This window comes from Microbacterium sp. A94 (assembly GCF_051842855.1).
Lineage (GTDB): Bacteria > Actinomycetota > Actinomycetes > Actinomycetales > Microbacteriaceae > Microbacterium.
This window is the reverse complement of record NZ_JBPXMU010000002.1, coordinates 198304-221859: the sequence shown is the minus strand read 5'-3', so window position 1 is coordinate 221859 and position 23556 is coordinate 198304. Positions and strand designations below refer to the sequence as shown.

Below are 23556 nucleotides of genomic sequence, written 5' to 3'. Positions count from 1 at the left end.
TCGCGTCAGCGGAGCGCAACCTCGCTCACCACGATCATGTGATCGGAGTATGAACTGGGGATCACGGACGCGGAGTTGGCTGCGACGGTGAAATCCGAGGATTCTGCAAACACGTAGTCAAGCTTCCTCGTTCCAGTATGATCGACGCCCGGGACTTCGTCGCCCATCAGGAGAGGGGCGAAGGTGATGTCGCCATGACGGGAGCTTGGAAGTCCTGTGGACCACCTCGCATCGAACTGATCGGTCTCGGTGAATAGTCCCGCTCCCCCGGCATCCGCGCCGTACAGTTCGTCCAGGCGATCGTCGTCGGGTAGGACGTTGAGGTCGCCGGCCAGTAGCACTCGGTGCGCACCCGCCAGGGATGTGAGCACGTCGGCGAGCTCACTGTTCTGCGACGCGTTGATGTTCGTCCCGCCCAACGTGAGGTGGTGCTCCTCAAGATGGGTCGTGCACGGGGTGATGACTCCGGCGGTGCTAGGCAGGGTAACGTTCATGCAGAGCACACGTCGGAAACGGTTGGGCTGGATCGTCGTGTACGAGTGGTAAAAGCCGCCATCGCCGACCGTGGTCGGGAACGACATCGGCCAGCGGCTGAGAATTGACATCGCGTAGTCATCGTCGCCGTATGCAGGATCGGATGTGGCGCAGTTGGGCACCGAATAGTTCGTCTTGACGCTCTGACGATTCAGAGCCGCGTACTCGGTGTGGGTGCGCAGAGCATCCGCGATCGCCGTGACCTGCTTGATACAGACTTCGTTCAGCGTAATGATGTCGGGCTGAAGTGCCATGATCTTCTGGACGAGATCGGTGACGGGCAGATCTGTCGAACCCAGATTGAGACCGTTTCCGGCGAAGTTGAAGTGGAGGATCCGGATCTTCTGTCCGGTGACGTCCTGGATGCGGTCGGGCGTCGTCGTGACGGCCATGGGAGGATAAACGACGCTCTGAAGAAGAGCGCCCGCTCCGAGCGCGGTGACGGTCAGGAGGGTCGCGAGGACGCGAGCTGTGCGGGAGAACATCGTCATTTCCTTACGGGAAGGGGCGAATGCTGGTGTGGTGCGACGTTAGCACAACCGGTATAGTCCGGAATAGGGTGACTGTGTCATCGCCTGTTGCGATAACACGTAATAGTGGACATCGCGGTCTTCCCGCGTACGAAAGGACTTGTGCATGAATTCGATCGATCTTGCGTCCTCTCCCTTGGCTGCCTCGGCGCGCATCACGGTCATGGAGGGCATGCTCGACGCGGCGCCACCATGGAAGGTTGCGCTTGCTGACGAGCGCGAGGGGCTCGGCACGCTCGGGCCTGCTGCGGTCGGACCATCGCGGTTCCAGCTACGCATCGACGCTCAGGGGCGCGCGGAGATACAGGCGAGTGATCTGCCGGCGCTTGCCCGAGTGGAGACGCTTCTCCGGACGGCGAAGGGGCCGGGACCATCGGGTATCCAGCAGGTTGTCGATCGGGCGAATGTGAAGGTGCGTGCGGTTCTGGAGTGTTTCTACGGTCGGCTCTGGACCGCGCAGGAGCGGGCGAGCGTCGTTGCCGGTGCGGCGCGGCGCGGTGCGAACGCTTACGTGTTCGGGCCGTCCGCAGACCGAGGCAACGGCGGAGGCTGGCGTGAGCCGTACGCGGGGCATGTCCGCGCTGACCTGCAGGCGCTGACAGCGGATCTTCGTTCGAGGGGCATGGTCGGAATCTGGCGGGTCTCGCCGGGTGCTCCTGTCGAGGAGAGCGCCGGCATGCGACTCGGCGACGCAGCCGAGCTCTCGTTGCTGCTCGCCAAGGTCCAGGACGTGCGGGATATCGGGTTCGAGAAGGTGCTCATCGCCTTCGATGATCTGACTGACGGTCTTCGTGGCGACGCGGCGGCGGCGGCGACGCGGCACCCGTTGGCGGAGGCGCATGCGGCCATCGTCAACGCCGTCGCTCGCGCCAACGGTGCCGACCGGGTGATCGCGTGTCCGACTCACTACTGGGATACTGCGCCGTCTCGGTATCGCACCGATCTCGCCGCGTTGTTGGAGCCCGGCGTCGAGATTTGCTGGACCGGCCCCGAGGTGATTTCCCCGGCCGTGACGGCTTCGGAAGTGCGAGAGGTGAGGGCTCAGCTTGGTCGCGACATCTGGCTCTGGGACAACTATCCCGTGAACGATTGGGACCTCGACGGCGTCACTGGTTCGATCTTCGCTCAGATCTCCGGCGTCGACAATCTCGTTGCACCGCGCAGGCTCGCGCTCGCCGCATTGGATGGGCGAGATCCAGGTATGGTCGACGATCTTGCGGCGTACGGTGTGAATGCGGCAATCAACCCTTTGATGGGGGCGATCCCGGTGCAGACCGCGATGGACTGGGCGTGGCAGGGTGCGTCCTACGATCCAGTGACGTCCTGGCGATCCGTCGTCGAGGACGAAGGTGTTGATGCCGGCGCACTCGCCGTGCTCGCGGACGCCGCTGGGCCGACTCTCGGCCTGCCGACCACATCGGTGGGGGCGCTCGCAACAGCCTCTGCGCGAATGATCGCCGAGGCGTTCACGTCGAAAGCCCCCCATGCGGCTGGGGAGTTGGAAAATGAGGCGCGCCGCGCGCTTGAGGCTATTCGTGTTCTCCGCGCGCAGCCGTCAATGCTGGTCGCAGAGGTACACCCGTGGATCATCGAGCTCGGACGGCAGGCGGTCTTCGCGTCGCTCGCGGCGCAGGTGCTGGGCGGGTGGGGTGACCGGCGTGCCCTGGTCGTGGCACTCCGTGACGCACTGGGGCGCAACTCGCTGGTGTCAATGTGCGCAAACGTGCCCAGGGCTGCAGCGGAAGTGGCGCGATCGATGTGCTCTTCTGGTGTCCCGGATCTGCCGAGTTGACAGTGGACTAGTCCAGAATTTAGGATCGCCACAAGCACATCATCTCCTGCACTGACGCAGGTCGATCGAACGGAATCAAATGAAAAAGACGACGGCAATGGTGGGAATCACCGCCTTGGCGCTGAGCCTGACCGCATGTGCGGGGGTCGGCACAGCCGAGGAGGCCAATGACGAGAACACCCTGACGATCTGGGGCTGGCGTGGTGATGCCCCGTGGGTCGAGATGCTCGAGGGCTACGGCGCTGACAACGGAGTGGCGATCGAGTACAGCTCGTTCAAGGGCGAGGAGTACAACAGCGTCCTTCAGAACGGGCTCTCCAGCTCTTCAGGACCCGATATCGTCATGTTGCGCTCGTATGGGGGCCTGTCAACGCTTGTGGCCGGTGGGCAGATCGCGGCGTTGGATGAGGCTTCCTCGCCCGCACTGGCCAATATGTCGGAGGCTGCTATCGACGGTGCTCGCATGAGCGCCGATGGGAAGGTCTATGGCGTTCCATTCCAGATCGTCACCGGGAACATCATCTACAACGCCGACCTGCTCGCCGAGCATGATCTCACCGAACCAACGACGTGGGAAGAGTTCGTAGAGCTGAACGACGCCCTCCTCGAGGTGGGGGTGACTCCAATGGCGGCAGGCGTTCTGGACTCCTGGATTCTGCCGATCTATCGCGACCTGTTCGCTGGTTCCGTATACGGAGGCGCAGAGCTGGCCGAGGCGATCGCCGCGGGCGACACAGACTTCACCGACCCTGGCTATGCCGAGGCGAACGAGGTGCTCCTGAAGCTCGCGAAGTACTTCCCGAAGGGCTTCGAGGGTCTCAACTACGAGGACGCGAAGTCGCTGTTCGCCTCGGGTCAGGCCGCGATGTACCCCGGTGGCATCTGGGAGCTGGCGACATTCCAGGAAAGCATGCAGGGGACGGAGCTAGGGCTCTTCGACGTTCCGGCGGTCGACGGCGGTGAGACCCTGACGATGGGGTACGTGGATGGCTCCTTCGGGATGAGCGCGGCGCTGGAAGGCGATTCGAAGGCCGCGGCAGAAGACTTCCTGGAGTGGGTGGGATCCGCCGAGTTCGGTCAGTTGATCGCGGACGACCTCCTCTCTCTGCCCGTCGTTGAGGGCGTCGTCCCCAGCGACGAGCTGCTAGCGGTCGCGGCGGAGGGCTTCCAGGCCCACCCCGCGCCGTACCTCACGTACGTCCACTTCGACAACGGGACTCCGAGCGGAACGACGCTCGAGTACGACAACCTGCAAAAAATGATGATCGGCTCGATCTCGCCAGCGGAGGTCGGCGTAGCGGTCCAGACTGGAATCTCGCAGTGGTTCACGCCGTCTCCGTGACGACCGTAGAAGCCGGCGGCGTTCCGTCGCCGGCTTCTACGTCGTCACGCACCCGCAAGAGGGGGCGTGGTCCACTTGCTCCGCGCCCTCTCACTCTCCTCATCTTCGTCGCCCCTGCGCTGATCTTCTTCCTGGCGATGTTCGGTTACCCGATCGTCGCTGCGCTGGGAAACGCGTTCTTCGCGTGGAGCGGCACGACGCGGGGCGATTTCCTTGGACTGCAGAACTTCGCAGCGATCTTCACGCTGCAACCGTATGCGTCGCAGATGTTCACGGCGCTCGGGAATAACCTATACTTCTTCGTCGGCACGATGATCCTCCAGAACGGAGTGGGGCTCGCCCTGGCGTTCCTCCTCAACCGCACTCTGGCGGGCAAGCGGTTCTTCCAGACCGTGATCTCCGTGCCGTACCTGATGAGCGCTCTCGTCGTGGGCTACGCCTGGTCGATGATCCTCTCGCCACATTTCGGCATCCTCAACTCCTTGCTAGGCCTCATCGGCATCGACGGGCCAGTATGGCTCGGTGATCCGGATCTGATCATGCCAATCCTGATTGTGATCAATTCCTGGCAGTGGTGCGGCGTGCCGATGCTGATCTTCGGCGCCGCGCTCAGCGCGATTCCACACGAGCAGATCGAAGCCGCGCGAATCGATGGTGCGTCGTGGTGGCGCACCGCGCGGAGCATCCAAATGCCGCAGCTGTTGCCCTCCTTCTCCATCATCACCGTGCTCACGCTAATCGGCTCGTTCAACCTCTTTGATCTCGTGTATGCGATCGGCGGGGTCTCGGGAGGTATCGGCGGAGCCGCTGATGTGCTCGGCACGCTGTTCTTCAGGATCTCGTTCAGTAACGACCCGAATGCGATCGGCCTGTCCGGTGCCCTCTCGATGGTGCAGCTCCTGCTGATCCTCGCCGCGACCGTCGTCACGCAGCGCTTGTTCGCCGGGCTGGCAAGGAGATACGAATGACTCGATCCACCCGTTCAGTGCACCGTCGGGCCAGCGCAGGTGTCTATCTCGTGCTGATCGCAGTGAGTCTGCTCGCGCTGTTCCCGATGCTCGCAGTACTGCTGGGCTCGTTCCGTTCGGATGCTGACATCATTCGCGATCCGATCGGCTGGCCGACCTCGTTCAACATGGACAATTACATCGCCGCGTGGGGTGATGCATCCCTCGGACTGTACTTCCTCAACTCGGTGGGCATTACGGTCGCGGCGCTCGTCCTGGCGACTGCTCTGGCACTGCCCGCCGCCTATGCGCTCGGTCGGTGGGTCTTCCCGGGGCGGGACGTCGTGATGGCGGGATTCCTGATCGGACTGATGGTGCCGTTGAAGATTGGCATCGTCCCGCTGAACCAGGCCTTCGACCGACTCGGACTTATCGATACCCACCTGGGGCTGGTCCTCGTCTACGCCGTCGGGTGCATACCGATGACCATCCTCGTGCTGTCCACGTTCTATAGGCAGCTCCCGAACAGCCTCGAGGAGGCCGCCGTCCTCGACGGAGCGACCAGCGGTCGGATCTTCTTCAGCGTCATGACCCCGCTTGTGCGCCCGGCGCTCGCTGCAGTGCTGGTCCTCAACGTCGGCCCGGTCTGGAACGACTTCTTCATGCCGCTCGTTCTGCTGCGCTCGGATGAGAAGTACACGATTCCTGTGGGGATCACCAAGTTCTTTGGAGAGCACTCGGCAGAACGTGGCCTGCTGTACGCAGGAATCATCATCGCGGTGCTCCCAGTGGCGATTTTCTTCGCTCTCGCGATGAAGCAGATCGTCGGCGGGCTGACGGCCGGCATCGAGAAATGAGCACCCAACTCATCATCGACGTCGGCAAGTCGGCCGTTCGAGCCGGGCTTTCCTGCGGTGGACGGGCGCCGATCGTCGTGTCCCGAGAGCCGGGGCTGCCTCCGGCAACGGCGGGCGACGGGACCGCGGCCGCGCGGCTGAGCGTGATCGTCGATGAACTGCTGGATCTGCTGGGCGGAAGGGCTTCGACGTGTGGTGTGCGCCACATGCTCTTCGCCTCCACGGCTCTGCTGGATGCGCAGGCTCGGAATCAGCTTGCCGACGCCGTGCGTGCCTGGATGCCGGCGGCCGCAATTGCGTTTTGTGATGACGGGATAGCCATGCATGCGGCCGCTCTCGATGGACCGGGTACCGTCCTGACCGTCGGAACAGGCATCGCCGCGGTGCACAGAACTGTATCCGGTGAGGTGCACCGTGCGGATGGGTGGGGTCCGCTCGTCGGAGATCGGGGAAGCGCGTTCGATATCGGGCGGGCGGGACTGACGGCCGTCTTCCGCGCCGTGGATCTCGCTCTTTCCACGGCCTTGCGGGAGCAGGCGACAGCACGATTCGGCGAGCCCGATATCGGGCTTGCAGTGAAGCTGCTTGCACAGGATGATGCCGTCGCACGAATCTCGGCGTTCGCCGAGGACGTCGTCGCCCTTTCGTCATCCGATCACGAAGCGGAGCGGATCGTGCGGGACGCGGTGGATCGATTGGTGGACACCGTCGACGCACTCCGTTCTCCGGGGGCGGAGGACGTCGCTGTCCTCGGTCGGCTGGGTGATTCATACCTGGGCCGCGTGCTGCGTGCTGCGCTCGTAGAAGTCGGCTATCGTGAACGTCCTGCGGGGCGTTCGGTTTTCGAGATCGACGTGGCGGCGTTCTGCGCCGGTGCCTACCGCGACCACATCGACCACACCGAATAGCCCGAGCCGGAGGAGACCCATGGCGCGCCCGAGAGTCGTGTCGATCGAGGACGTTGATCTCCCATCGACGCTCGACGAGGATCGCGCTAAAGGCGATCAGATTCGAGAGATCCTCGAGTCGCTTGCCGCCAGCCTGGGGTCAGGTGCTGCGATCCCTTCTGATCGGCTGCTCTCTGCCCACTTCGGGGTGGCTCGCATGACGGTCCGGGCTGAGGTCAAGCAGCTCGTCGCCGACGGGGTCCTCGCTGTTCGTCCGGGGAGCGGGACATTTGTGGCCCAACCGATGCCGGCGCCATACCGCTGGGGTTCGTCGTACTCGATCGCCACTGCGGAGCGCTCGGGCGAGCCTGGTTCGCGGATGCTGGAGCACGGCGTCCGCTCCGCAAGCGAACGTGTCGCTCAAGAACTTCAGATCGATCGTGGGGCGAAGGTCCTCTCGCTCGTCCGTTTGCGAACCCTCGATGGAGATCCCATCGGTATCGAGCGCACCAACCTTCCGCTGGAGCGCTTTCCGGGGCTGGATGCGGTGGACCTCTCGAATGTGTCTCTCTACGAGACCCTCTCCGACCGCTGGGGAGTCACGCCCGTGGTTGCGACCGGGTCCGCTGAGGCAGTGCTACCCACGGCGGAGGAAGCCGAACTGCTCGGCATCGAGCCCAGCGCTCCGTGCGTCCTAGTGACGATGTCCAGCGCGAACGCCGAAGGTATCCCCTTCGAGGCAGGACGATCCCTTTATCGCGGTGATCGATATTCGGTGGGCCTCAGCTTCGACGCTCGACGCCTGCCTTCGACAGCCTGACCGCGAGCTCGTTCGTATCGTGCGCGCCGAAGAATGAGGAGAGCGCCTCGTAGTCGCCGGCGTTGTGGCTCGCGTCGTCGGCGAGGTAGCCGAGGTAGCCGTCCGTGTATCCGATCACTCGGCACATCGCATCGTTCGCCGCGATCATGTCGCGTAATGAAGCGGCGATCTCGAACGGCGTGTGCAACCAGCTCAAAGGGGGGATCGAAACGCGAGTTGTTCGGATCTCCATGCGCGTGGGCAGGTCCGACTCAGCCATGGCTCTGGCGGATCGGATCCCCTCGGCGAGTGACTCGGCGACACGCCCGCCGAGGTTCGAGATCTCCTCGCTCGCACCTGATGCCGCAGGCTCTCGAGTGTGGACGGGCACGGTGATCGTCTGGCGTCGGATCGACAGCGGGCCGTGCACCGCCGTGGTCTGCGCAAGTGCCGTGGAGATCTGCTCGCCGACCTTTGCTCCGAGACGATCGGCCTCACCAGTGCTGCGATCGCGACGGGTGAATCGCGCGCTCGCGTCACCGGAGCACCCAGGTAGGAAAAGAACCGGCGTACGGGGGTCGGCTGATTCGCCCGTGCGGATTCGCGCTCTGGCTCCGTGTACCCAGTCGGGGGAGTACAGGGCATTCTCGGGTCCCAAGACGGTCGGGTGGCATGCGAAGTCGAACATCACGGCCAGGAGTCGACCTGAGTCCGTGCGCACTGCGAGGACAAGCGACGAAGGATCGTGGGGGCCGTCTGGAGAGTGGCGGTTGGTCGCCACATCAACGATCTCCGTACATGCGTATTCCAGACGGACGGGGTGAATTCCTGCGTTGGCCGCTGCGCTCACGCGCTCGCCGATCACCTCCGCCACACGGATGATGTCCGCAATATCCTCTTCCGCGGGGAGGACGGGATGGATCGTCCCACACCACCCGGATGGGGCCGAATGCGTATGGCTCGCGACGATGATGACTTCGTCCACCCGGAGCCCCGGGCGTCGAGCAATCGCTGTGACGATCGCCTCGCGGAGGTGCTCTCCGATGGCCAAAGCGTCGATCGATATCCAGAGCACGCGCAGGCCGCTCGGATCCTCAAGCAGAAGCATGTTCGCTTCGAGGGGCGCGTGAGTCCCTGTTGCCGCTCCTGTTCTGGCAGCGAATCCGCCGAGGGTGAGACCGGGCACCGGGGTGATCGCTGCGTGCGTCGCCAGCGCGCGGAACCCGCCTGGATCGCTCGGGATCACGCGTTCAAACTCACGTAGGTGGGCGCGGGATGTCCGAGTTCGCGGAGACGGAACGTTACTTCGACGGACAGCGCCTGCAGAAGAAGCGCGCCGACCGCAGTGGAGGTTGCGCCGACCATTCCGTCGGGAGTGGGTACCACGGCATCACCGGGGACGCCGTGGTTGTCGATCACGACTTCGGCCAGCTCGAAGAGCTTGCGTCCGCTCGGTGCGCGCGAGGTCACCGAGCGCGAGTGGTTCACGGACGTCAGAGCGATTACTGCAGCGCCCAGCGAGGAGACCGCGTGCGCGAACTCGACCGGAACGGCATTGCGTCCGGAGTTCGAGATGACCGTCACAACATCCTCGGAACGAATCCCGTGAAGTGCTACGAGCTCTGCGCCCAGTCCGGCGAGGCGCTCCATGCGTGAGCTCTTCTCCAGCCCCTCGTGCAGCATTAGCGCGGGTTCCAGAATGGCGCGAATCTCGACGAGGCCGCCGGCGCGCCCCCAGAGTTCCTCCGCGAGCAGATGCGAGTGTCCGGTGCCGAAAATCCACCAGACGCCGCCCTGGGAAACGCGCGTGGCGATCAGCTCGGCCGCAGCGAGGATCCGTGGCAGTTCGGCTTCCGCTGCCTCTGTGCAGATGGTCAGCGTACGCGCCACGTAGTCGGCGGCAGGAGAGAGGGGCATGACATTCCTTTCTGGACTAGTCCAGTCTAGAGGGCGCCGTCTCGAGCGGCAAGTCATGCGTTACGTTGGCTTACACGCTGAGGGCTTCTTTGAGGATGCTGTTGAGGTCGAGAGCGACATTCCGGGTCAGCTCCGGGACCGATCGGACCCAGCGCACGCCGGTGATCGCTGCGTGTCCGCAGTCGATCGTGAGCTGCCGTGCATCGCGCGGAACGGGAGCTATTCAAGATCGGCAACGCCGATAGGCTCGCCGTTTGCCAGAGTAAGCAGTCCTCGGAACGCCAACTATCCTCACCGCCCCGATATCAAAGAAAGCGTGCGGGTGATCTGTCCGCCAGTCATCGCGCACCGCCGTGATGATCGAGGTCTACGAGCGCGTGCTGCGTTCTGCTCAGTAGTTCGGCCTCCCCGCGGTGGGACAGATCAGTAAAACAGTGGCGCCAGCAGTGCGATGACGGCACCGATGATGCCGCCGGCGACGCCCGCGATGCCTAAGCCCACGGCGATGCCCGCCTGACCGTGCGGTGCGCCGATGCACTTCATCCCGATGATGCCCAGTACCAGCGCGACCGCAGCGGCGATGAAGGCCGCGAGCGAGCCGAAGCCCGAGAGGAATGAGGCGACGCCGAAGCCGAGACTGCGGTAGGTCGCCTGGATCGCGATCGTTGCGATTGCCCCGATCGCGAGGCCAGCGACTCCGAAGATGAGCCCGACCCGGCCGAAAATGTTCGCGGTTCCGGGTGCTGGCTGCTGCTGGGGATGTGCGGCGGCGTAGTACTGGTGGCCCGCTGCCGGTTTCTGTAGCGGGGCTCCGGGTCGCGGATGCTGGCCGGCGTACGGCGGGAGCTGAGGCTGTTGCTGATCGCTCATGGCGTTGAGCTTACGTGCCAGTGCCCCGGCTCAGGGAGCGACGTCTCGTGCGCCTCGACGCCTTCATGACTGACGTCGGCGACGCAGTACAGCAGTGACTGCGTTGGATATCCGTGCGGGCGATTGTCGCGGATGATCGCCGCGTCATCCGTGGGGTCGAGTGCAGCGGATGCCGCGAGCAGGTCGATCCACTCATCGACCCAGTCGTCCGTGCGCGCGGCGTGGGCGCGGAACTCGGGCAGCCACCGGGCGATGCGCGGGGTCTCCGGATCGTCGAGGTCGTCGTGGGCGATCATGTGGACCCCGGGCGGCAGTGGAGTCTCCCGCAGAGTCTTGCCGTCCCAGGACAGCACGCGGGCGGCATCCGGGGTGACTTCCAGCAGGTTGAAGCCGTGCATCGGCAAGGGCGCTGTCGGAGCTCGTCCGGCCACGGATTCCAATGCAAGGCTGCCGCGGGTGAGTACCTGATCCTCCGGCAGATCCAGCGTGTCGGCGCGGTTGAGCAGCACCGCGAGGCGGCGATGCTCTGTGTCGTAGGCGAGCCAGGCGCCGCCGGCGCGGCGATCCCGGATGCCGATGACGCCGGGATACTGCTGCGGCCACCAGGCGCCGAGCGAATCCCACTCGCGCGCGGGGTCCTCGTCGCGGATCGCCAGCAGCCGCGACCCTCCGGGCTCTGCGACATCGATCACGACAGTGCACACGCGGCCAGTCTAAGTGTGTCCGTGTTGCTGCGGGCCGTCGCGCGCTGGGGCGGAGAACGCGCTGTTGGGAGGAGCTGCGGCCCGAGATCCTCCGCCCATCGTTGCGTTCTCCTCCCATCGGCGCGGGGGCAGTCCCCTCAGCACGGGGCAGTCCCATCGGCGCAGGCAGCCCCATCAGCGCGGGCCACTCCCCTCCGTACGAGCCAGATTCGGGCAAACCGGCGACAGGCGAGTGCTGCTCCGGCAGAATCGAGGCATGAACATCGTCGTCGGAGTCACGGGCGGCATCGCCGCGTACAAGAGCGTTCACCTCGTACGGCTGCTGATCAAGGCCGGCCATGAAGTCACGGTGATTCCGACCGAGGATGCGCTGCGCTTCGTCGGGCAGCCGACGTGGGAAGCGATCAGCCGCAACACCGTCACCACCAGCGTGCATGACGATGTGGCACAGGTACGCCACGTCGCACTCGGACAGGCGACAGAGTTGGTGATCGTGGCGCCTGCCACCGCGAACACCATCGCGAAGATGGCCGCCGGTCTCGCTGCCGACCTGCTCGGCACCACGCTGCTCGCGACCACCGCTCCGGTCGCAATCGCCCCGGCGATGCACACCGAGATGTGGCAGCATCCGGCGACGCAGGCGAACATCGCCACCCTGCGTGAGCGCGGGGTGCACGTGCTCGGCCCCGGTGACGGTGAGTTGACCGGCGGTGATTCCGGGCCGGGGCGGATGCTCGAACCTGAGCAGATCGTCGACGCGGCCCTCGCGCTGCTCATGCCCCAGGATCTCGAAGGCGTCCGTGTGGTCGTATCGGCCGGGGGAACCCGCGAGCCGATCGATCCGGTGCGCTTTCTCGGCAATCGATCAAGCGGCAGGCAGGGGGTCGCGCTCGCCGCGGAGGCCGCCGACCGAGGCGCCGACGTCGAGTTGGTCGCCGCGAACATCGCAGCCGATGTGCTGGCCGCCGCCGGGCATCCGCGCATCCGGGTGCGCTCCGTGCAGACCGCCGCGGAACTGGGCGAGGCGATGCGGGATGCAGCGGCATCCGCCGACGTCGTGATCATGGCCGCCGCGGTTGCGGATTATCGACCGACCGAGGCGGCCGAGCACAAGCTCACCAAGGAGAGCGGGACTCTGGAGCGGATCGAGCTGGTGCAGAACGAGGACATCGTCGCTGGGCTCGCGCAGTCCGCTTCCGAGAAGCAGTTGATCGTGGCGTTCGCCGCCGAGACCCTGACCGATCCGGATGCGCGGCGGGAGCGCGCTCGGCGCAAACGGGAACGCAAGGGCGTCGATCTGCTCGCCGTGAACCTCGCCGATGCCGAGCACGGCTTCGAGCGGGCGGACAACGCTGTCGAGATCATCGGCACCGGCGGTGCGGTCGTGGCATCCGTCGCCGGTTCCAAGCGTGAGGTCGCCCGCGAAATCTGGAATGCCGTGCAGAACGTCCGCGCGTGAGGTAAAGTTGAGTCAACACCACTCAACTTTGCAAGGAGACCTCCAGGAGGAAAGATGACCAACCCCGTACAAGATGACCAGCAGTCCGCGCTCGAACAGTTCGGCATCAACCTGACCGACCGTGCCCGCCAGGGCAAGCTCGATCCGGTGATCGGCCGTGACAGCGAGATCCGACGCGTGAGTCAGGTGCTCACCCGACGCACGAAGAACAACCCGGTTCTCATCGGTGAGCCGGGCGTCGGCAAGACCGCCGTCGTCGAAGGGCTCGCGCAGCGCATCGTGGCGGGAGACGTCGCCGAATCGCTCAAGGACAAGGAGCTGATCACTCTCGATATCTCCGCTCTCGTCGCCGGTGCCATGTACCGCGGCCAGTTCGAAGAGCGGCTGAAGCAGGTCCTCAAGGAGATCACCGAATCCGACGGACAGGTCATCACGTTCATCGACGAACTGCACACGCTGATGGGCGCGGGCGGCGGTGAGGGTTCGGTCGCAGCATCCAACATGCTCAAGCCCATGCTCGCCCGCGGCGAGCTGCGTCTGATCGGTGCGACCACGCTCAACGAGTACCGCGAGTTCATCGAGAAGGATGCTGCACTCGAGCGTCGTTTCCAGCAGGTCTACGTCGGCGAGCCGACGGTTGAGGACACCATCGCTATCCTCCGCGGACTCAAGGAGCGCTACGAGGCACACCACAAGGTCGCCATCTCGGACAGTGCACTGGTCGCCGCAGCATCCCTTTCCAATCGCTATATTCCGAGTCGGCAGTTGCCGGACAAGGCCATCGACCTGATCGACGAGGCGGCATCCCGGCTGCGCATGGAGATCGATTCTGCCCCTGTCGAGATTGACGAGCTGCGGCGCTATGTGGATCGGCTGAAGCTCGAAGAGCTCGCGCTGAAGAAAGAGAAGGATGACGCTTCCAAAGAGCGGCTCGCGGCCCTCCGCGAAGACCTCGCCGGTCAGCAGACGCGACTCAGCGAGCTGCAGGAGCGCTGGGAACGTGAGCGCGCATCTCTGAATCGCGTCGGCGATCTCAAGACGAAATTGGATGCTGCGCGCGGCGACGCCGAGCGCGCCCAGCGCGAGGGCAATCTCGAGAAGGCCTCACGCCTGCTGTACGCCGAGATCCCGGCACTGGAACGCGAGGTCGTCGAGGCCGAGCGCTCCGAGGTCGAGAGCGACGGTGAAGGCCGGATGGTGAACGACCAGGTCACCGAAGAAGACATCGCCGGAGTCATCGCCGCGTGGACCGGCATTCCGGTCGGCCGTCTGCTGCAGGGCGAGACGGAGAAGCTGCTGCACCTCGAGGGCGAACTGGGCAAGCGTCTCATCGGGCAGAAGGAGGCGGTGGCCGCGGTATCGGATGCCGTCCGCCGCTCGCGTGCGGGCATCAGCGACCCCGGGCGCCCGACCGGATCGTTCCTGTTCCTCGGACCGACCGGTGTGGGAAAGACCGAGCTGGCCAAGTCGCTCGCCGACTTCCTCTTCGACGACGAGCACGCGATGGTTCGCATCGACATGTCGGAGTACGGGGAGAAGCATTCGGTGTCGCGGCTGGTCGGTGCTCCTCCCGGATACGTCGGCTACGAACAGGGCGGTCAGCTGACCGAGGCCGTGCGGCGACGCCCCTACAGCGTCGTGCTGCTCGATGAGGTGGAGAAGGCGCATCCCGAGGTCTTCGACGTGCTGTTGCAGGTGATGGATGATGGGCGTCTGACCGATGGGCAGGGACGGACGGTCGACTTCTCGAACGTCATCCTGATTCTCACCTCCAACCTCGGCTCGCCTCTTCTCATCGATCCGATGCTCTCGCTCGAGGAGAAGCGCGAGGGGGTGCAGGCGCTGGTGCGTCAGTCGTTCAAGCCGGAGTTCGTCAACCGTCTCGATGACATCGTCATCTTCCAGGCGCTCACCGAGGATGATCTCGCGCAGATTGTCGAGCTGACAATCGATCATCTACAGGCCCGGTTGCGCGAGCGTCGGCTCACGCTCGCGGTCACTCCGGATGCCCGGTCATGGCTCGCCGAGCGCGGCTACGACCCGGTATACGGCGCTCGCCCACTGCGCCGTCTCATCACCAATCAGGTGCAGAACAAGCTCGCGACGGCGCTGCTGTCCGGGCGGGTCCGGGATGGCGACACCGTGAAGGTGGATGTTTCGGCCGACGGGTCCGGGCTGGCGCTCACCTCGGCCTGAGAGCGGATGGCCTGATCGAGAACGCACAAACCGTCCTTCCTGAAGTTCGGGACGGACGGTTTGTGCGTTGTGGATCTTCGCGGTGCGGCAAGAACTATGGTTCTTTCGGGGCGAAGGAGTGAAATTTTCCCCTGTGCTTAGTCGGCCGGTCGATAGAGTCTCGTCTCATGTGCCTACGACGGGCTGTCTGGTCACGTCGTAGACGAGAGACCAGGAGCAGTGGATGACGCGTATCGGTATCGTGCAGGAACAGGTCGGCGAGACGAGGGTTGCCGCAACCCCGCAGACAGTGAAGTCGCTACGCGCGCTCGGATATGACATCGCGATCGAGCGGGGTGCGGGCGCGGCGTCCGCTTATCCGGACACCGCCTATGCGGAAGCCGGCGCACAGGTCGTGGGCGCCGATGAGGCGTGGTCGTCACCGATCCTGCTCAAGGTGAACGCCCCGACGGATGCTGAGATCACGCGGATCGCGGACCGGGCAACGCTGATAGCGCAGCTCAGCCCGAACCTGCGGCCCGAACTGCGCGAGGCACTCGCCACCCGCGGCATCACGGCGCTCGCGCTGGATGCCGTCCCGCGCATCTCGCGCGCGCAGTCGATGGACGTGCTCAGCTCCATGTCGAACATCTCCGGCTATCGCGCGGTCATCGAGGCGGCGAACGAGTTCGGACGATTCTTCACCGGGCAGGTGACCGCGGCGGGCAAGGTTCCCCCGGCGAAGGTGCTCGTCGCCGGCGCCGGCGTTGCAGGGCTCGCGGCGATCGGCGCAGCATCCAGTCTCGGCGCGATTGTGCGCGCCACCGATCCGCGCCCGGAAGTCGCTGATCAGGTGCGCTCGATCGGTGGTGAGTACCTCGAGGTCATCGTTCCTGATGAGCAGAAGGAGGTTTCCTCCGACGGGTATGCCAAGGCGACCAGCGAGGCCTACGACCGCCGCGCCGCCGAGCTGTACTCGGAGCAGGCGGCCGATGTCGACATCATCATCACGACGGCGCTGATCCCGGGGCGCGCGGCTCCGGTCTTGATCACCGCGGCAGATGTGGCATCTATGAAGCCTGGCAGCGTGATCGTCGACATGGCGGCCGCGCTGGGCGGCAACGTTGAGGGAACCCGTGCCGGTGAGCGGTTCGTCACGGACAACGGCGTGATCATCCTCGGATACACCGACCTCGCCGGACGCCTTCCCACGCAGGCCTCACAGCTGTACGGAACGAACCTGGTCAATCTGCTGAAGCTGCTGACCCCCGGCAAAGACGGGCAGCTCGTGCTCGATTTCGACGACATCGTGCAGCGTTCCGTCACCGTCGTCAGAGACGGCACGGAGACCTGGCCACCGCCGCCAGTGCAGGTGTCGGCAGCGCCGAAGGCTGCGGCTGTCGCCGAAGCGGCGGTGGTTGCGCCGAAGCGCACCCTCGGTGTTCGCGGCAAGGCCGCGCTCATCGCGGTCGGCATCGCGGCCGTGTTCCTCGTGAACGCGGTTGCCCCGGCGCCACTGCCGCAGCACTTCACCGTACTGATGCTGTCGATCGTCGTCGGCTTCTACGTCATTGGCAAGGTTTCACACGCCCTGCACACACCCTTGATGAGCGTCACGAACGCCATCTCGGGCATCATCGTCGTGGGCGCGGTCGTGCAGATCACGAGCCCGAACCTGCTGGTGCAGATCCTGTCGGCGGTCGCTGTGCTCGTGGCATCCATCAATATATTCGGCGGGTTCGCCGTGACCAGAAGAATGCTGAAGATGTTCTCCAAGGGGCCAGACGCTGCAGCCGCTGACAAGGGGGCCCGCCGATGAGCGCCATCGAACTCGCCGCATCCGCGGCTGGCGCGGCGTATATCGTCGCCGCTCTGCTGTTCATCATGAGTCTCGCGGGACTCAGCCGCCACGAGTCGTCGCGTGCCGGCGTCACGTATGGAATGGTCGGCATGGCCATCGCACTTGTCGCCACGATCTGGGTCACCTTCCAGGGTGCGTGGGGTCAGCCGCAGGCGGTGGTCGGGCTCGTGCTGCTTCTGATCGCGATGCTCGTCGGCGCCGTTATCGGACTGTGGCGCGCTCGCCGTGTCGAGATGACCGGAATGCCCGAACTCATTGCGCTGCTGCACAGCTTCGTCGGCCTGGCAGCGGTTCTTGTCGGCTGGAATGGGCACCTGCACAACCCCGGGCTCACCGGCGCACTCGCCGACATCCACCACGCCGAAGTGTTCATAGGCATCTTCATCGGTGGTGTGACGTTCACCGGTTCGATCGTTGCATTCTTGAAACTGTCCGGACGGACGTCGTCGAAACCGCTGATGCTGCCGGGCAAGAATGTGCTCAACCTCGGCGCGATCGTCGTGTTCATCGCGCTCACCGTCTGGTACGTGATCACGCCCGTCCTCTGGCTGCTGGTGCTCGTCACTGCGCTCGCGCTCGCGCTCGGCTGGCACCTGGTCGCTTCGATCGGCGGCGGGGACATGCCCGTGGTCGTCTCGATGCTCAACAGCTACTCCGGTTGGTCCGCTGCCGCTGCCGGCTTCCTGCTGAACAACGACCTGCTCATCGTCACCGGCGCACTGGTCGGCTCTTCCGGTGCCTACCTGTCGTACATCATGTGCAAGGCGATGAACCGCTCCTTCATCTCGGTGATCGCCGGAGGATTCGGCATCGCCGCGCCCCAAAGCGACGACGTCGACCACGGAGAACACCGCGAGATCGACGCCGAATCCGTCGCCGACATGCTGGCCGGCGCATCAACCGTGGTGATCACGCCCGGCTACGGCATGGCCGTTGCGCAGGCGCAGTATCCGGTTGCGGAGCTCACCCAGAAGCTGCGCGATCGTGGGGTGGATGTGCGCTTCGGCATCCATCCGGTCGCCGGTCGCCTCCCGGGGCACATGAATGTTCTACTGGCCGAAGCCAAGGTGCCGTATGACATCGTGCTCGAGATGGACGAGGTCAACGACGATTTGGCAGCGACCGCGGTCGTCCTCGTGATCGGCGCGAACGACACGGTCAACCCCGCCGCGACCGAAGACCCGTCGAGCCCCATCGCCGGCATGCCGGTGCTGCGGGTGTGGGAAGCGGAGAACGTCATCGTGTTCAAACGGTCAATGGCCGCAGGCTACGCCGGTGTACAGAATCCACTGTTCTTCCGCGAGAACACGCAGATGCTCTTCGGCGATGCGAAGGATCGGGTCGACGATATCCTCCGCGCGCTCTGACCGCGGGGAGCTGAGCTCCAGCTCCGCGACCTAGCGTGCACAACTCCTGAAGAACCGCCGCTTCCGCTCCTATCCGGGCCGGATGCGGCGGTTCTGCCATGGTTCTTCAGGAGTTGTGAGCGCCGGAGGGTGGAGCGTATACCGCTATTCTCGGCCGTATGAGACTCACCACTCGCTTTGTGCGCATCTTCCAGTGGATCGCTCCGGTACTGCTTCCTGGGTTTGTACTCTTCGGGCGAGGCCTGCTCGGTGCGCCACTGGGGTGGATGGCAGCCATCGGGCTGTTCGTCGCGCCCGTGGTCATCATCGCGATGTACGCGTCAGCGATCGTCTTCGTCTTCGACCGAGACGCTGCGGCAGCGAAGACGAGCCGGTTAGCTTATGACATCCCCAGTTATGTTCTCTGGATCGCCTTGATCGCGATGGGCTTCACCCTCCAGGATGGCGGGGACACCGGGGACTACGGTTCAGTGCTGTCGGAGTGGGGAGTGCTGAGCGACGACGCCACGTTGGCGGCATTCACCGTCGCTGCCGCGATCGCCGCCGTGTCGTGGGTCGGCACACTCGTCGCGGCGATCGTATGCGTCGTGCATTCGCGCGTCGGGATAAAGGTCAGCGCCCGGTGAACTCCGGCTTGCGCTTCTGCTGGAATGCGGCGAACCCCTCGCGGTAGTCCGCAGTGGCGCGCAGCGACACCTGGTTCGCGTTCTCCTCGGCGACGGCATCCCACAGGGCCATGCGCTCGTCACGCAACCGGCCGATAAGTCGTTTGCTGGCCAGGAACGCGCGAGTCGCACCGGTGGCGGCACGGGATGCTGCCAGCACGGTGGCAGAGATGACATCGGCAGCGGGTAGCACCTGTGAAAACAGCCCCGCCTCGACGGCTTCCGTGCCGCTCATGAGCCGCCCGGTGTAGATGAGATCGAGGGTTCGGTGCGCGCCGAGGCGTTCATAGAACAGGGCATGTCCGCCGGAATCTAAGGTCGCCCCGAGCGCGGCGAACGGAGATCCGATCTTCGCTGAGTCGGCGACGTACACGACATCCGTGGCGATCAGCAGCCCGAGCCCGACGCCGAGGCACGCACCGTGCGCCGCGGCGAACGTCGGGGCCGGGAACTGAGACATCCGCTTGAGCAGCGGGGTCACCAGGCCATCGAGATATCCGGACACATCGTCTGTCGCAGGGTCGACGCCGGCGATGTCCCGACCCGCGCAGAACCCTGCACCCTCGCCGCGCAGCACGAGCGCGCGCACACCTGCGGCTTCGGCCTCTGCATACGCTTCAGAAAGCTCGACGAGGGCACCCTCATCGAGCGCATTGCGCTTCTCCGGCGCATTGAGCATGACGTGAGCGACGTCGTCGGTGATGGTCAGATCGATCATGATGCACTCCTTCGGCTTCATTCACGCGTCGTAGTCCACGACGACGTGCTCGGTGATCGGATGCGACTGGCAGGTCAGCACGTATCCGCGCTCGATCTCGTCGGGCTCGAGCGCAAAGTTCTGCGTCATCCGCACTTCGCCTTCGATCAGACGCGCGCGACAGGTGCCGCAGACCCCACCAGCGCAGGCGAACGGCACGTCCCCTCGCACGCGGAGTGCAGCATCCAGAATCGCCTCGTTCGCCGGTGCCGGGCTCTCGACGGTTGATGAAAGCCCGTCGAGGGTGAACTCGATACGCCGCATCTCATCACCGGCGCCGATGGCGACCGGGCGTCCGCGATCGACGCGCGGACCGTCAGCATCGCTGGTGAAGAGTTCGAAACGGATGCTCTCAGCCGGCACGCCGCGACGCTCGAGCGTCTCCCGACAGAGCGTGACGAGGTCGAACGGCCCGCACAGGAACCACTCGGTCACCGTGTCCGGTGGCAGCAGTGAGTCGAGGATCGTGTTCAGCCGCTCAGCGTCGATCCGACCCGACAAGACGGGCGCGGTGCGCTGCTCGCGTGAGAGCACATGGTGCAGCGCGAGCCGGCCCGGGTAGCGGTCCTTCAGGTCCGCGAGCTCATCGAGGAACATCACATCCTGGGTGGCGCGATTCGTATAGAGGAGACTGAACCGCGTTGTCGGAGAGGATGCCAGAACGTGCGAGGCGAGCGCCATCATCGGGGTGACGCCTGATCCGGCAGCGATCCCGGCCAGATGCGCGTGGTCGAGATCCGGGAGGTGCGAGGTGAATGTCCCTTCCGGGCTCATCACGTCGATGCGATCGCCTGGCCTGAGGTTCTCGTACGCCCAGACGGAGAACAGTCCGCCCAGGTCGCGCTTTATGCCGACGCTGATGGTTGCGGGTTCTGACGGCGTCGACGGGATGGGCGCTCGGCAGATCGAGTAGCTGCGGCGCACCTCGCGGCCGTCAACGTGCGCCCGCAGCGCCACGTACTGGCCTGGGAGGTAGTCGTAGTCGCCCTGGAGTTCCGGTGGCACGGTGAAGGTGACTTCGATGCTCTCGTCCGTCAGTGGGCGCACACCGCTGATCTCGAGTTGATGGAAGCGCCCGCGGCGGCGCACGGCGGTATTCACAGCACCTTGAAGTGGTCGAAGGGCTCGAGGCACGCGCGGCACTCGAACAGCGCCTTGCACGAGGTCGATCCGAAATGAGAGACCTCACGGGTGTCGAGCGATCTGCAGCGCGGACACTTCACGGCGAGTTGGACCCTCACTGGCACCTGGCCCTTCGACAGGCTCAGGGGGCGAAAAGCAGCCCGCCCGGACGGCGGAGCGATGCCGTAGTCGCGCAGCTTCTGCTTGCCGGTATCCGTCATCCAATCCGTCGTCCATGCCGGCGACAGCGTGGTGCGCACCTCGACGTCGGCGAAGCCGGCAGCGGTGAGCGCGAGGATGACGTCGTCGCGCATGGCGTCGATGGCGGGGCATCCGCTGTATGTCGGGGTGAGCGTGACAGTGACGCGCTCGCCGCCGGATTCGGGGTCGAGCTCGACGGCGCGCAGCACGCCGAGGTCTTCGATCGTGAGCACGGGGATCTCCGGGTCGGTCACGGATGCCGTGACCCGCCAGGCCTCATCGTGGCGCGTCACCATGATGCCCCCGGATGTTGCCTTGCCAGCACCTGCATCTCGGCGAGCAGGTGCCCCATCGCAGAGAAATGGCGTCCGTGGCGCCCGCCACCCGCGGAAGCCTTCGCCTCGGGGATGTCGAGCTCCGCCTCGTCGAAAACGCTTCTGATGGTCTCGTCGAAGCCCGCGCGCAGCAGCGAGGGCCGCGCGGCGATGCCCTCGAGCTCGTCGATCAGCGGTTCGTCCCGGAACAGCTCATCAATATAGGGCCAGACATCGTGCAGTGCGCGCACCATCCGGCGGCGCGACTCATCGGTGCCGCCGGCGAGGCGCAGCGTCCACTGCACGGCATGGTCGCGGTGATAGTCGACCTCCTTCAGCGACTTCTCGGCGATGGCAGCGAGCGTCGGATCTGCGGAGGAGCGCAGTTGCGAATACAGCTCGAACAGATAGACGGATGCGGCGAGCTGCCGCGCGATCGTCTGAGCGAAGTCGCCGTTCGGCTGCTCGAACAGCCAGGCGCTGCGAAACTCCGACTCATCGCGGAAGTAGGCCAGATCGTCTTCGCTCCGACCGTCGGCGGTGCCGGCGTAGTGCAGGAGTGAGCGGGCGTGGCCGAGCAGATCGAGGCCGATGTTCCCGAGGGCGACGTCTTCTTCGAGCTCGGGTGCATGAGCGATCCATGCGCCGAGCTGCTGGGCGAGGATCAGAGCGTCATCGCCCAGCCACAGCGCGTACTCGGCGACGGCGGGGGATGCTGCGTCGCCCTCCGTTCCGGTGAGCTCGGCGGCGAGATCGAGTTCGTCCACGGTGACCGAGCCGTGCGAGGAATGTGGTGCCGGGACGGAGGCGGGTGCCGGTGCGGAGGCGGGTGCCGGTGCGGAGGCGCTTGCCGGTGCGGAGGCGCTTGCCGGTGCGGAGGCGGGTGCCGGTGCGGAGGTGTCGCGTTGTGTCGCTTCGCCCGCGCCTGTGCGGCCACTTGCGCCACCTGCCGCCGAATGGCTAGACGCCGCGGGCGGGGAGGTGTCGCGTTGTGCCGGTTCGCCCTCGCTCGCGCGGCCGTTTGCGGCACCTGGCGCTGGGCGGGTGCCTGGCGTTGGGCGGGCACCTAGCGTTGGGCGGGCACCTGGCGCGGGGCGGGTGCCTGGCGCCAGGCGGGCACCTTCCGGGGCGTCCGGCACCGGATTGACGCTGCTCACAGGTGCGGCACCCCCTCGGATGCGGTGTAATACACCGCATGGCGGTAGTTCTTGCCGGCGGGGCTCTCGAAGAACGACCCCTTGGCGTCGGGGTCGCTCGTGGTGATGGCATCCGATGGCACGACCCAGATCGATGTGCCCTCACCGCGGCGCGTGTACAGGTCGCGGGCGTTGCGGATGGCGAGTGCAGCATCCGGCGCGTGCAGCGACCCGGCATGTACGTGGCTCATGCCGCGGTTCGCGCGGACGAATACCTCCCACAGCGGCCAGGGCTCTGCGGTTTCGGTTCCTGGTGTCGTCATCATGCGGCTGCCTCCTCGGTTCGCCGGCCCTTCGACAGGCCCAGGGCGCGGCGACGGGCATACGTCGAAGCGGCCTCCCGCACCCACGCGCCCTCCTCATGCGCTTCACGTCGGGCGCGCAGCCGCTCGGCGTTCATCGGACCGTTCCCACCGAGCACCTCGAAGAACTCGGTCCAGTCGATCTCGCCGCCGACGTACTGCTGCGTCTCCTCGTCGAAGCGCAGTTCCGGATCTGGAAGCGTGATTCCGAGGATCTCGGCCTGGGGGACCAGCATCCCGATGAAGCGCTGGCGCAGTTCGTCATTCGAAAAGCGCTTGATGTTCCACGCCATCGACTGCGCAGAGTTGGGAGAGTCTCCATCGGGAGGTCCGAACATCATCAGGCTCGGCCAGTACCAGCGGTCGACAGCATCCTGCGCCATCTTCTGTTGCGCCGGGGTGCCCTTCATCAGCGTCAGCAGAATCTCGAAACCCTGTCGCTGGTGGAACGATTCCTCCTTGCAGACGCGGATCATTGCCCGCCCGTACGGGCCGTAGGATGCCCGGCACAGCGGCACCTGGTTGCAGATCGCCGCGCCGTCGACGAGCCAGCCGATCGCCCCCATGTCTGCCCAGGTGGGGGTCGGGTAGTTGAATATCGAGGAGTACTTGGCGCGGCCGGTGATGAGCTGGTCGGTCATCTCTTCGCGCGTGATTCCGAGGGTCTGCGCCGCCGAGTAGAGGTAGAGGCCGTGCCCGGCCTCGTCTTGCACCTTCGCCATCAGGATCGCCTTGCGCTTCAGGCTCGGCGCACGGGTGATCCAGTTGCCCTCGGGCTGCATGCCGATGATCTCGGAGTGCGCGTGCTGCGAGATCTGGCGGATGAGCGAGCGCCGGTAGGCCTCCGGCATCCAATCACGCGGCTCGATGCGAGAGTCGGCGGCGATGATCTCATCGAAGCGGCGCTGCTCTGCGGTGATCTCGCCTGCGATCTCGGACGTGGTCATCATGACTCCTT

Annotated in this window: 22 protein-coding genes; 11 read left to right on the top strand and 11 right to left on the bottom strand. The window is 65.3% G+C overall.

The genetic code is table 11. The features are described from left to right. Positions 1-5 precede the first annotated feature (5 nt). A complete protein-coding gene (locus tag ACSU1L_RS06965) occupies positions 6-1019 on the bottom strand; it encodes an endonuclease/exonuclease/phosphatase family protein (protein WP_439255223.1) in 1014 nt (337 codons plus the stop codon). 151 nt (positions 1020-1170) lie between these two features. On the opposite strand from ACSU1L_RS06965, the gene ACSU1L_RS06960 reads away from it, so the two are divergent. From ACSU1L_RS06960 to ACSU1L_RS06935, 6 genes are all read left to right on the top strand, one after another. Then, the gene (locus ACSU1L_RS06960; protein WP_439255222.1) at positions 1171-2856 is read left to right on the top strand and encodes a beta-N-acetylglucosaminidase domain-containing protein; all 1686 of its coding nucleotides are present in this window, start codon (positions 1171-1173) and stop codon (positions 2854-2856) included. A 79-nt stretch (positions 2857-2935) separates the two neighbouring features. Next, on the top strand, positions 2936-4198 hold the full coding sequence (locus tag ACSU1L_RS06955) for an ABC transporter substrate-binding protein (RefSeq protein WP_439255221.1): 1263 nt from the start codon (positions 2936-2938) through the stop codon (positions 4196-4198). Further along, positions 4177-5166 carry a carbohydrate ABC transporter permease gene (locus ACSU1L_RS06950; protein WP_439255220.1) on the top strand — a complete coding sequence of 330 codons (990 nt, stop codon included), beginning with the start codon at positions 4177-4179 and terminating at the stop codon, positions 5164-5166. The genes ACSU1L_RS06955 and ACSU1L_RS06950 overlap by 22 nt, the downstream gene beginning before the upstream one ends. Then, positions 5163-6002 carry a carbohydrate ABC transporter permease gene (locus ACSU1L_RS06945; protein ID WP_439255219.1) on the top strand — a complete coding sequence of 280 codons (840 nt, stop codon included), beginning with the start codon at positions 5163-5165 and terminating at the stop codon, positions 6000-6002. The genes ACSU1L_RS06950 and ACSU1L_RS06945 overlap by 4 nt, the downstream gene beginning before the upstream one ends. Then, complete coding sequence (locus ACSU1L_RS06940; protein ID WP_439255218.1) at positions 5999-6910, top strand: BadF/BadG/BcrA/BcrD ATPase family protein; 912 nt, start codon at positions 5999-6001, stop codon at positions 6908-6910. Before ACSU1L_RS06945 ends, ACSU1L_RS06940 begins: the two co-directional genes overlap by 4 nt. 19 nt (positions 6911-6929) lie before the next feature. Continuing rightward, on the top strand, positions 6930-7709 hold the full coding sequence (locus ACSU1L_RS06935; RefSeq protein ID WP_439255217.1) for a GntR family transcriptional regulator: 780 nt from the start codon (positions 6930-6932) through the stop codon (positions 7707-7709). Here the strand turns inward: ACSU1L_RS06935 and ACSU1L_RS06930 are convergent. From ACSU1L_RS06930 to ACSU1L_RS06915, 4 genes are all read right to left on the bottom strand, one after another. Further along, positions 7672-8934, bottom strand: coding sequence for a neutral/alkaline non-lysosomal ceramidase N-terminal domain-containing protein (locus ACSU1L_RS06930; protein ID WP_439255216.1), 1263 nt, complete (start codon positions 8932-8934; stop codon positions 7672-7674). The genes ACSU1L_RS06935 and ACSU1L_RS06930 overlap by 38 nt on opposite strands. Continuing rightward, positions 8931-9605: a sugar isomerase domain-containing protein gene (locus tag ACSU1L_RS06925; RefSeq protein WP_439255215.1), complete on the bottom strand. Its 675-nt coding sequence runs from the start codon at positions 9603-9605 to the stop codon at positions 8931-8933. Before ACSU1L_RS06925 ends, ACSU1L_RS06930 begins: the two co-directional genes overlap by 4 nt. A 423-nt stretch (positions 9606-10028) precedes the next feature. Then, positions 10029-10475 (bottom strand): hypothetical protein, encoded by a 447-nt coding sequence (locus ACSU1L_RS06920; protein ID WP_439255214.1) that lies wholly within the window; start codon positions 10473-10475, stop codon positions 10029-10031. After that, positions 10472-11179: an NRDE family protein gene (locus ACSU1L_RS06915; protein WP_439255213.1), complete on the bottom strand. Its 708-nt coding sequence runs from the start codon at positions 11177-11179 to the stop codon at positions 10472-10474. The genes ACSU1L_RS06920 and ACSU1L_RS06915 overlap by 4 nt, the downstream gene beginning before the upstream one ends. 256 nt (positions 11180-11435) lie before the next feature. On the opposite strand from ACSU1L_RS06915, the gene coaBC reads away from it, so the two are divergent. From coaBC to ACSU1L_RS06890, 5 genes are all read left to right on the top strand, one after another. Next, positions 11436-12638: a bifunctional phosphopantothenoylcysteine decarboxylase/phosphopantothenate--cysteine ligase CoaBC gene (gene coaBC, locus ACSU1L_RS06910; protein ID WP_439255212.1), complete on the top strand. Its 1203-nt coding sequence runs from the start codon at positions 11436-11438 to the stop codon at positions 12636-12638. Between the two features lie 54 nt (positions 12639-12692). Continuing rightward, positions 12693-14834: an ATP-dependent Clp protease ATP-binding subunit gene (locus ACSU1L_RS06905; protein ID WP_439255211.1), complete on the top strand. Its 2142-nt coding sequence runs from the start codon at positions 12693-12695 to the stop codon at positions 14832-14834. Between the two features lie 223 nt (positions 14835-15057). After that, positions 15058-16632 (top strand): Re/Si-specific NAD(P)(+) transhydrogenase subunit alpha, encoded by a 1575-nt coding sequence (locus ACSU1L_RS06900; RefSeq protein ID WP_439255210.1) that lies wholly within the window; start codon positions 15058-15060, stop codon positions 16630-16632. After that, on the top strand, positions 16629-18041 hold the full coding sequence (gene pntB, locus ACSU1L_RS06895; protein ID WP_439255209.1) for a Re/Si-specific NAD(P)(+) transhydrogenase subunit beta: 1413 nt from the start codon (positions 16629-16631) through the stop codon (positions 18039-18041). The genes ACSU1L_RS06900 and pntB overlap by 4 nt, the downstream gene beginning before the upstream one ends. A gap of 158 nt (positions 18042-18199) precedes the next feature. Next, positions 18200-18667 carry a hypothetical protein gene (locus tag ACSU1L_RS06890; protein ID WP_439255208.1) on the top strand — a complete coding sequence of 156 codons (468 nt, stop codon included), beginning with the start codon at positions 18200-18202 and terminating at the stop codon, positions 18665-18667. On the opposite strand, the gene ACSU1L_RS06885 is transcribed toward ACSU1L_RS06890, so the two are convergent. The 6 genes from ACSU1L_RS06885 to paaA all read right to left on the bottom strand — a co-directional run bounded on the left by ACSU1L_RS06885 (position 18654) and on the right by paaA (position 23545). Continuing rightward, entirely contained in the window at positions 18654-19424 is a 771-nt protein-coding gene (locus tag ACSU1L_RS06885) for an enoyl-CoA hydratase/isomerase family protein (RefSeq protein ID WP_439255207.1), read from the bottom strand. The two genes, ACSU1L_RS06890 and ACSU1L_RS06885, sit on opposite strands and share 14 nt — an antisense overlap. Before the next feature lie 21 nt (positions 19425-19445). After that, positions 19446-20564, bottom strand: coding sequence for a 1,2-phenylacetyl-CoA epoxidase subunit PaaE (gene paaE, locus ACSU1L_RS06880; protein WP_439255206.1), 1119 nt, complete (start codon positions 20562-20564; stop codon positions 19446-19448). Beyond that, complete coding sequence (gene paaD / locus ACSU1L_RS06875; protein ID WP_439255205.1) at positions 20561-21082, bottom strand: 1,2-phenylacetyl-CoA epoxidase subunit PaaD; 522 nt, start codon at positions 21080-21082, stop codon at positions 20561-20563. The genes paaE and paaD overlap by 4 nt, the downstream gene beginning before the upstream one ends. Further along, positions 21076-21867 carry a 1,2-phenylacetyl-CoA epoxidase subunit PaaC gene (gene paaC, locus ACSU1L_RS06870; RefSeq protein ID WP_439255204.1) on the bottom strand — a complete coding sequence of 264 codons (792 nt, stop codon included), beginning with the start codon at positions 21865-21867 and terminating at the stop codon, positions 21076-21078. The genes paaD and paaC overlap by 7 nt, the downstream gene beginning before the upstream one ends. 386 nt (positions 21868-22253) lie before the next feature. Continuing rightward, positions 22254-22559, bottom strand: a complete 306-nt coding sequence (gene paaB / locus ACSU1L_RS06865; protein WP_439255597.1) for a 1,2-phenylacetyl-CoA epoxidase subunit PaaB — start codon at positions 22557-22559, stop codon at positions 22254-22256. Then, a complete protein-coding gene (gene paaA, locus ACSU1L_RS06860) occupies positions 22559-23545 on the bottom strand; it encodes a 1,2-phenylacetyl-CoA epoxidase subunit PaaA (RefSeq protein WP_439255203.1) in 987 nt (328 codons plus the stop codon). The genes paaB and paaA overlap by 1 nt, the downstream gene beginning before the upstream one ends. Between the last annotated feature and the right edge of the window lie 11 nt (positions 23546-23556).